We start from the raw sequence: 8,129 nt of genomic DNA, 5'->3' as shown, positions 1-8,129 counted from the left end.
GTCCGCGAGCGGGATCTTCTGGCCGCTGAGGTTGAGCCCCGCGTAGAGAGGATCGCCGTTCAGGACCGCGATGGTGGGGACGCCGTTGTCGTCCCCGATGACTCCGAAGCGGGGATCGTCTTCCCCCGCGAACCTGGCGATGCGCATATGCGCCAGCCTAACGGCGAGCACGGCAACCCCGTACGTCGGTCCTTGCTGTGAAATCGCCGGACCGATAGCGTCTGCGGCACGGGACCGCGGCACCAGCGGCCCTCAATTCGGGGGAATCATGACTGACCAGAAGTTTGTCGCTGCCGGCTCCATCGGGCCGGACGACCTGCATATCCCGGCGCAGCCGGGCGAGCTGAAGCAGGCGGTCGAGCAGCTCAATGAGCTGGCCGACCAGCTCGACACCGTGCGCGCCTCGCTCGACCAGGCCGCAGGCGACGAGGACGTCCACGGCGAGACGGCGTTCGCGCTGCAACGCGTCGTACGCTTCAGCAGGTTCACCGCTCGCCGCGACGCCGGGCTGCTCAAGGAGCTGGCCGAGGCCCTGCAGCAAGAGGTCAAGGTGTTGCACGACGTCCAGGGCGACGAGCTGCAACGGCTGCGCAGCAGGTGGGAGCAGGCGCGCCACGACCTGGTGGCCGCGGCGAAGGACGCCGAAGGGGTCGGTGCGCAACAGCTCGCACGTCGCCTCGATGCCGACATCACCGAGCCGTACGTCCCGATGTTCCGCCGGCTCACCGGCATCACGCCCGAGCCCGCGGGAGGGGGCACGCCTCACGCGATGCTGGAGGGCTCGCCACTCTCGGACGCGGTGCACGACTACCGGCGCACCGTCCACAACGTCCTCGAGGAGTTCCAGAGCGCGGTCCGCAGCGTCCGCGGGGTCGAGGAGGACGTCCGCGTCAACCTGCACTGGGAGAAGCGGCAGAAGGCGGAGGATCCCGAGCAAGACGACCAGGCCGGCGAGTCACAGGCCGACAAGGATCCCGTCGGCATTTCCGGTCCACGGGTGCTGCGGCGCATGCTCGACGCGTTGGACGAGGGCTCAGGGGCGCTGGACAACCTGGTGCCCACGCTCAAGGCGATCGACACGGCGATCACCGCCGGCATGCTGCCCGATCATGACAACGAGCAGCCGCGCGTGTTCCAGGACGAGTGGGAGAACCACTTCCAGCGCCGGATCCGGCGGATGCGCGTCGTGTCCAAGACAGCGGACAAGATGGCGAACGAGCTGAAGCGGCTCGACGCCGACACCGCAGCGCAGATCTTCAAGGACAGCGACGAACCCGCCAAGAAGTGAGCTGATCCGGCCGCAGCCCAATCGAGATGGCGGACTCGCCACGCAGCGAGGTGGGGTGGCAGATCAGGGTGTCCCGGTGACCCCAGTGACCGGCTGGCCGTACACCTCCGGTTTGATCCTGCGGATGGCCTCAACCTCTGACTCGGAGAACCTGTGGCACTCGCTCGCGATCGTCAACGGGCGGATCGCGACAACCGAGTTGGGTGCCACGACGTTGGGCTTCACCACGAGTTCGAGGCCACCGCTCTTGCCCTTGACCGTCGAGTCCCTGCGGATGGTGGTGTCGACGCCTGCACCCGTGAGCGTCGCCCGGATCTTCTCGGCTGCCTTGGCGTTGTCGGCGACGCCGGCATGAAGCTCCCCTGACGCCACGTAGCGCTTGACGTCACGCCCCAGATCGCACCCGATGAACCGCCCTTGGGCCAAGGGGAACTCCCCGTCGAGGTCCTTGGCGAGAGCCGGCAGCACCTTGGTCGCCAGCTCGTCGACTGATGCCTTCACCTCGGTGGCACTGGGGCCCTCGTCGTCTCCACCACCGGACGAGCACCCGCTCATCAGCAGCATCACCCCGAGAACGCCCGCCAGGACCCTTCTCATGATCGCGACCCGAATTCTGTCGTCAGGCGCTGCCGTAGCGTCGGTTGCGGGCGGCGTACTCCTCGATCGCGGCCCAAAGGGCACGGCGGTCGACGTCGGGCCAGGCGATGTCGGAGAACACCATTTCAGCGTACGCCGACTGCCACAGCAGGAAGTTGCTGGTGCGCTGCTCCCCCGACGTGCGCCAGAACAGGTCGACGTCCTCCATGTCGGGCTCGTCGAGGTAGCGGGCGAACGTACGCTCGTTGACCTTGTCGGGGTTGATCCTGCCCGCGGCGACATCACGCGCCAGCGCCGCCGCTGCATCGGCGATCTCCGCACGGCCGCCGTAGTTGACGCACATCGTGAGGGTCATGACGTCGTTGTGCCTGGTCATCTCCTCGGCCGTCTCGAGCTCCTTGATGACGCTGCGCCACAGCCGCGGGCGGCGGCCGGCCCACCGGACGCGTACGCCGAGCTCGTGCATCTCGTCACGCCGGCGGCGGATGACGTCACGGTTGAAGCCCATGAGGAACCGCACCTCGTCGGGCGAGCGCTTCCAGTTCTCGGTCGAGAACGCGTAGGCCGAGACGGCCTTGACCCCGATCTCGATCGCACCCTCGACGACGTCGAACAGGGCGGCCTCGCCCTTCTCGTGACCTGCGGTGCGGGGCAGTCCGCGCTGCTTGGCCCAGCGGCCGTTGCCGTCCATGACGATCGCCACGTGCCGGGGCACCTGCTCGGCCGGTATGGCCGGCGGCCTCGCGCCCGAGACGTGCGGAACCGGCTGGCGTACGGAACGCTTCACGCCTGCTACCTGTCCACGTGGCTCAGGGAGCGCAGGCCGCGCTCGAGGTGCCACGAGAGATAGGCGCTGACGATGCTGCTGGCCTCACGGCGGGACCGGTCGTCCGACGTGCCGACCGTGACCCAGTCGCCGCTCAGCAGGCCGGCCAGCAGCGTGACGGTGAACGGCGACGGCGCGGCGGAGCCGGCGACGCGGCAGTCGTCGCACAGCATGCCCCCCGAGGCGGCGTGGAAGTTGCGGTGGGGCCCCTCGGCGGCACACCGGGCACAGGTGTCGAACGTCGGCGCGTAGCCGGCGATCGACAGCGCGCGCAGCTGGTAGGAGTCGAGGATCAGGCTCGGCGTCATCCGGCCCTCGGTCAGCGCCCGCAGCGCCCCGACGAGCAGCTGCAGCTGGGGCACGGCCGGCTCGCCGTCCTCCTGCACGAGCCGCTCGGCGGTCTCGAGCATCGCGGTGCCGGCGGTGTATGCCGCGTAGTCGCCGCCGAGGTCCTTGGCGAAGGCGTTGATCGTCTCGACCTGCGTGATGATGTCGAGCGAGCGGCCCTCGGCGAGCTGGAGGTCGACGTGCATGAACGGCTCGAGCCGGCCGCCGAAACGTGACGTGGTCTTGCGGATGCCCTTGGCCGCGGCGCGCACGATGCCGCGGTCACGCGTGAGGAGCGTGATGATGCGGTCGGCTTCGCCGAGCTTGTGGACGCGCAGCACGATGCCGGCGTCGCGGTAGAGGCTCACCTGTCCATTGTGCCGTGTGTGGGTGACGTTTACGCCACCCGCCACTCCCGACCTACGCGCTCAAACCCCGCCCATGCCGGCATCGCGCGCCCGCGCGACGGCCTCGGCGCGACTGGCCACCTGCAGCTTCGTGAGCACGTCGCTGACCCGGTTGCGAACAGTCTTCTCCGAGAGGAACAGGCGTCGCGCGATGCTTGCGTTGTCGAGCCCCCTCGCCACGAGGTCGAGCACCTCCCTCTCGCGCGCCGTCAGCTCGGGGAACGCCTCGGGACCGCGCCTGCTCGCGGCGCCGGCGAAGAAGCCCACGACCTGCTCGGCCACGCGAGGCCCGAAGACCGCCTCGCCCCGCGCAACCGCCGCGATCGTACGTTCGACGTCGTCGGCGCCCGACTCCTTGAGCAGATAGCCCCGGGCACCGGCCCGCAACGCCGCGAAGACCGAGTCGGGGTCGTCGTTCATCGTGAGCACGATGACCGCCACGCCCGGGTGCTTCTCGGTGATCTGCGAGGTCGCCACGAGGCCGCCCATGCCGGGCATACGCAGGTCCATCAGGACCACCTCTGGCCGGGTCTCCGAGACCAGCTCGACCGCGGACTCGCCGTCGGGGGCTTCGCCGACGACCTCGATGCCGTCCATGCCGGACAACACCGCCATCATCCCGGCGCGGAACACCGCGTGGTCGTCCACCACCAGCACCGTCGTCATGTGACACCTTCCTCGTGGGTCCTGATCGTGCCGTCGAGCGGCAGGACGACTCGCACGGTCGTCCCGCCACCAGGCGTGGAGAGATGCTCCACCCAGCCCCCGACCTCTGCAGCGCGCTCGCGCATGCTCGTGAGTCCGACGCCCGCACGTGGTTGGGACGGCATGCCTCGACCGTTGTCGGTGACGCGGACCGTGAGCTCGGCGTCGGCGCGGTCCACCTCGACCTGCACACGACTTGCGGCACTGTGCCGCACCACGTTGGTCACCGCCTCGGCCGCGATGACGTATGCCGCGACCTCGGCGCCGGCAGGCAGTCCGGTCACGTCACCCACGCGGACTGATCCGTCGATCGTCCCGAGTCCACCCACGAGCTGCTGCAAGGCGCCGGCCAGCCCGACCTGGTCGAGGATCGGGGGCCGCAGGCCGTGAGACACCGCGCGGACCTCGCGCACCGAGTCGCGGGCGCGGTCGCGCACCTGCCGAGCAGCCGATGCGAGGGCGGGTGCGCCTGCCTGGTCCAGCTGCCCGGACAGCGCATCGAGCTCGAGGGCAATCCCAGCCAGGTTGGGCCCGACCCCGTCGTGGAGGTCGTTGCGCAGCCGGCGTCGCTCCTCCTCACGGGCCAGCACGATGCGTGAGCGGCTCTCAGCCACGTCGCCGACGAGCGCCGCGGCGTACGCCAGGACACCGATGTGGGCCGCGACCTGTTGGAGGACGTCGCGCTCCTGAGCGCTGAACCCGGACCCGCCGCGGCGGTGACCGAGCTCGAGCACGCCGATGTCGCGACCCAGCGCGGAGACGTCCAGCACCTCGACCTTGTCGGTCGTGACACCGCCCGCGCGTCCCGAGAACGCGCCGATGAACGCGACGTACGGCAGGCCCAGCTCACGGCGCAGGGCCGTCAGCAGCAGGTTGAGTGCCTCCTGGGGGTCGGACGCGCTTCCGGCAGCGGTGAGGATCCTGCGTGCGAGTGCAGCCGACGCGCGCCGGTGCGGGAACCACCATCGGTCGACCCGTCGCTGCAGCATGTCGCGCGTCACGACCGCGGCGACCCCGAATGCGGCGACGAGCAGGATGCCCGGCCGCGAGTCGGTCAGGTCAGGGCTCATCGCGAGAACCACCGCGGCCCACACCCCGCCGACCACCGCGATCACGGCGACCAGCACCAGCGTGCGGCTCAGCGCGAACTCGACGTCGAACAGGCGGTGACGCATCGTCGCGACGACAACCCCGAGCGGCGGTCCGATCAGCCCAATGGTGAAGAAGAGGTCAGTCGCCTCGAGGCCTCGGGTCAGCTGGGAGGCCGCGATGCCCACGACGAGCCAGATGCCCCCGAGCATGAGCCATTGCAGCTGGGCCCGCTCCACACCGACCGACCGACGCGTCCGCTGCACGAGATTGACGACGGCTGCCGGGGTCGCGACAACGATGCAGAAGTACGAGCACACCAGCACGACCCAGTTGAGGAAGGCGAGCGCCGGAATCCCGATGGGGTTCTCGATCGACACATCGGTGTCGGAGTGCTCCGGCGCCAGCATCCGGGCGATCACGGCCAGCGTGGCGAGAACGATGACCGCGCGTACGAGACGTCGCCAGGCACGTCCGACGGCGCGACCGTCCGGGAAGAGCAGCGGCAGGAGCGGGAGGACATAGAAATAGGCGCCGAAGCCGAACATCGATACCCAGTCGGTCACCGCTGCGCCCGGCAGGGGCTGATCGGCAACCCTGGCGCTCCACAGGCTGTACTGGCTCAGCAGCTCGTACACCGCCAGAGAGCTGGTCGCGAGCAGCAGCCAGGCGCACGCGTTGCGAGGCGCAGCGCGCACGACCACCGCTCCAGCCAAGGGCCAGCCGGCTCCCACCACGATGTTGCCCAGGTAGAGCGGATCGACGTCTGCACGAGCCTCGATCATCCTGTGCACCACGACGGCCCCGGTCGCCGCAAGCACCGCAAGAGCCGCGACGGCGTAGCCGAGCGCACGCACCTGTGCATCGCTCAGCCGCCTGTCGGGGGCAGTCCTTACAGCCACGCCACATCTTCACACCGGTCGGGTGCGCCCGTCAGCGCTTCGCGAAGAGTCCCGCAGAACCGGGATCCGTGCCCCTGACATCCGGGACGTGTCCCGCTCTAACGTCACGGCATCAACCTCCGACACAGCACAGAAAGCAGCCCCATCATGACGAACATCGACACCCTTCGCACCGAACAGAACACCGGCTCCGTCGGGCGTGGCCGCTGGCCCGTCATCGGAATCGTCGCCGGAGTCACGGCGGTCATCGCGACTCTGGTGACGGACCTGCACCCGGCTGACAGCCCCAAGACGTACACCGCCGACATCGTCGACCAGGTGAGCTCGGGCAAGGCGCAGGCAAGCATCATTGCCGGCTACATCACGGTCGCCCTGCTGCTGGTCCTGGCCGCGGCCTGGCGACGTCACGTCGAGCCGCGCGCGCTGACCAGCACCGCGGCCCGTGTCGTCCCGTTGGGCCTGACGGCCGCCGCGGGGGCGCTCTCGCTCGGTTACGGCTGGAAGGGTGCCATGGCGATCTACAACGGCGGCAACGAGGACGGGGCGTTCGACAAGACCGGCCTGTATGTCCTGTTCGTGCTCAACGACTTCGGCTCGTTCATCGGCTACCTCGGCGTCAGCGTCGCGGCTGGTGCCGTGGCCTGGATGGCCCTCCGCGAGCGCCTGATCTCGCGGTGGATCGGCGTCGTGAGTGTCATCGTCGTGCTCCCCGTCATCGTGACCGTCGCGGCGTTCGGCCTGCCTGGCTTCCCGGGCGTCGTGAGCGGGCTGTGGCTCGTCATCACGTTCGCCGGACTGACCTTCGGCCGCAGCACGATCAACCGCTGATCAGACCAGCCGACGGGCCGGTGCCGCAAGGCACCGGCCCCGTCGCACATCCGGCGTCCTACGGCAGCGGGTGGGCCTTCGCCTGCGCCTCGGCGTACTGACGATCCACCCGATCGATGCTGGCCCGACTGGTCAGATCGACGCCCGCCCGCTCGGCGGCGGCGCGGATCGCGGGCGAGTCGAGGTTCGGAACGACGAACCGCTCTGGCTTGATCCTGGCGTCCTTCGCCGCGTACGTACGTTGCTGCGCGGCCAGCTGGTCGGCCGAGGCCGCCGCGCGGGCGTTGACCGCCGCGCTCACCGCGACCGCGGCACCGATCAGCTTCGCGCTGACCAACGGCGTGTAGCCGCTGGAGTGACCGGGCCGGTTGGGGTGGTACGACTCCGTGACCGGGTTGGACAAGCCGTTGAGCCACTCGGGGCTGTCGCAGACGGCGTGACCGATGAAGGCGCTGACCGGGTTGACGAAGGTGAAGCCCTTCGCGGTGGCTGCCGCCGAGATCTTGGAGTTGATCAGGTCGGCAGTCGCATTGAGCCGCGACTCGTCGTCGGGTGAGAACCAGGTCAGGGCGTTGCAGTCCTCGCCGTTGAACAGCCGCGGATAGCCGACCGCCACGACCTTGGCGTTGGGCGCCTTCGCCTTGATGCTCGCGTAGAGCGTCGACAGCGAACCCGGCAGCGTGTTCTTGATGTAGTTCTGCGCCGTCGTCACCCTGCCTGCGCAGTTGCTGGCCCAGGCGGGCAGCGCGCACTCGGTGAGGACGTCGGTGAATCCGGCATCGTTGCCGCCGACCGAGATCGTCACATACTTCGTGCTGGTCGACAGCGCGCCCAGCTGGCTGCTCGTGACATTGGAGACCTTGGCGCCCGAGCAGGCCCGGAAGTTGAGGGCATAGCCCTTCGCGGAGGCGATCAGGGACGGATAGGCGTAGACCGACCGCTGGCAGCTGGTGCCGTCACTGATGTACGTACGCGTGCCGACCCCGGATGAGTACGAGTCACCGAGCGCAACGTACGGAGCGGCGGCGGCGCTTGCCCCCGGTTGCCAGATGAAGCTCGGAATCACGGCCAGAACGACCGCGGCAAGACCTAGACGACGAAACATGAAGCGCAACCCCCGATGATCACGGTGTGACCTGCGTCACTCGGCACTCAACGTA

At 69.2% G+C, this 8,129-nt stretch carries 9 protein-coding genes; 2 read left to right on the top strand and 7 right to left on the bottom strand.

Features of this window, described 5'->3' with window-relative positions; translation table 11 throughout:
• On the bottom strand, window positions 1-147 hold a 147-nt coding region (locus tag V6M46_RS19600), incomplete at its 3' end, for a DUF2437 domain-containing protein (RefSeq protein WP_442880460.1).
• Window positions 148-268: 121 nt separating this feature from the next.
• Between V6M46_RS19600 and V6M46_RS06510 the strand changes: the two genes are divergently transcribed.
• Window positions 269-1,288, top strand: a complete 1,020-nt coding sequence (locus V6M46_RS06510; protein WP_332663001.1) for a hypothetical protein — start codon at window positions 269-271, stop codon at window positions 1,286-1,288.
• 63 nt (window positions 1,289-1,351) lie between these two features.
• Here the strand turns inward: V6M46_RS06510 and V6M46_RS06505 are convergent, their stop codons facing one another.
• The 5 genes from V6M46_RS06505 to V6M46_RS06485 are packed head-to-tail and all read right to left on the bottom strand — an operon-like array spanning window position 1,352 to window position 6,141.
• Window positions 1,352-1,885, bottom strand: coding sequence for a hypothetical protein (locus V6M46_RS06505; RefSeq protein ID WP_332662999.1), 534 nt, complete (start codon window positions 1,883-1,885; stop codon window positions 1,352-1,354).
• A gap of 22 nt (window positions 1,886-1,907) precedes the next feature.
• Window positions 1,908-2,672 carry an isoprenyl transferase gene (locus V6M46_RS06500; RefSeq protein WP_332662996.1) on the bottom strand — a complete coding sequence of 255 codons (765 nt, stop codon included), beginning with the start codon at window positions 2,670-2,672 and terminating at the stop codon, window positions 1,908-1,910.
• A 5-nt stretch (window positions 2,673-2,677) separates the two neighbouring features.
• A complete protein-coding gene (gene recO / locus V6M46_RS06495) occupies window positions 2,678-3,406 on the bottom strand; it encodes a DNA repair protein RecO (protein ID WP_332662995.1) in 729 nt (242 codons plus the stop codon).
• A 60-nt stretch (window positions 3,407-3,466) separates the two neighbouring features.
• On the bottom strand, window positions 3,467-4,111 hold the full coding sequence (locus tag V6M46_RS06490) for a response regulator transcription factor (RefSeq protein WP_332662993.1): 645 nt from the start codon (window positions 4,109-4,111) through the stop codon (window positions 3,467-3,469).
• The gene (locus V6M46_RS06485) at window positions 4,108-6,141 is read right to left on the bottom strand and encodes a sensor histidine kinase (RefSeq protein ID WP_332662991.1); all 2,034 of its coding nucleotides are present in this window, start codon (window positions 6,139-6,141) and stop codon (window positions 4,108-4,110) included. Before V6M46_RS06485 ends, V6M46_RS06490 begins: the two co-directional genes overlap by 4 nt.
• A gap of 147 nt (window positions 6,142-6,288) precedes the next feature.
• Between V6M46_RS06485 and V6M46_RS06480 the strand changes: the two genes are divergently transcribed.
• Window positions 6,289-6,969, top strand: coding sequence for a hypothetical protein (locus V6M46_RS06480; RefSeq protein WP_332662990.1), 681 nt, complete (start codon window positions 6,289-6,291; stop codon window positions 6,967-6,969).
• A 58-nt stretch (window positions 6,970-7,027) separates the two neighbouring features.
• On the opposite strand, the gene V6M46_RS06475 is transcribed toward V6M46_RS06480, so the two are convergent.
• Window positions 7,028-8,035 (bottom strand): SGNH/GDSL hydrolase family protein, encoded by a 1,008-nt coding sequence (locus V6M46_RS06475; RefSeq protein ID WP_332662988.1) that lies wholly within the window; start codon window positions 8,033-8,035, stop codon window positions 7,028-7,030.
• Window positions 8,036-8,129 lie beyond the last annotated feature (94 nt).

Source organism: Aeromicrobium sp., assembly GCF_036676885.1.
In the GTDB taxonomy this organism is placed as follows: domain Bacteria; phylum Actinomycetota; class Actinomycetes; order Propionibacteriales; family Nocardioidaceae; genus Aeromicrobium.
Note: the sequence above shows the minus strand (reverse complement) of the source record. Positions and strands in the feature narration are given on the sequence as shown.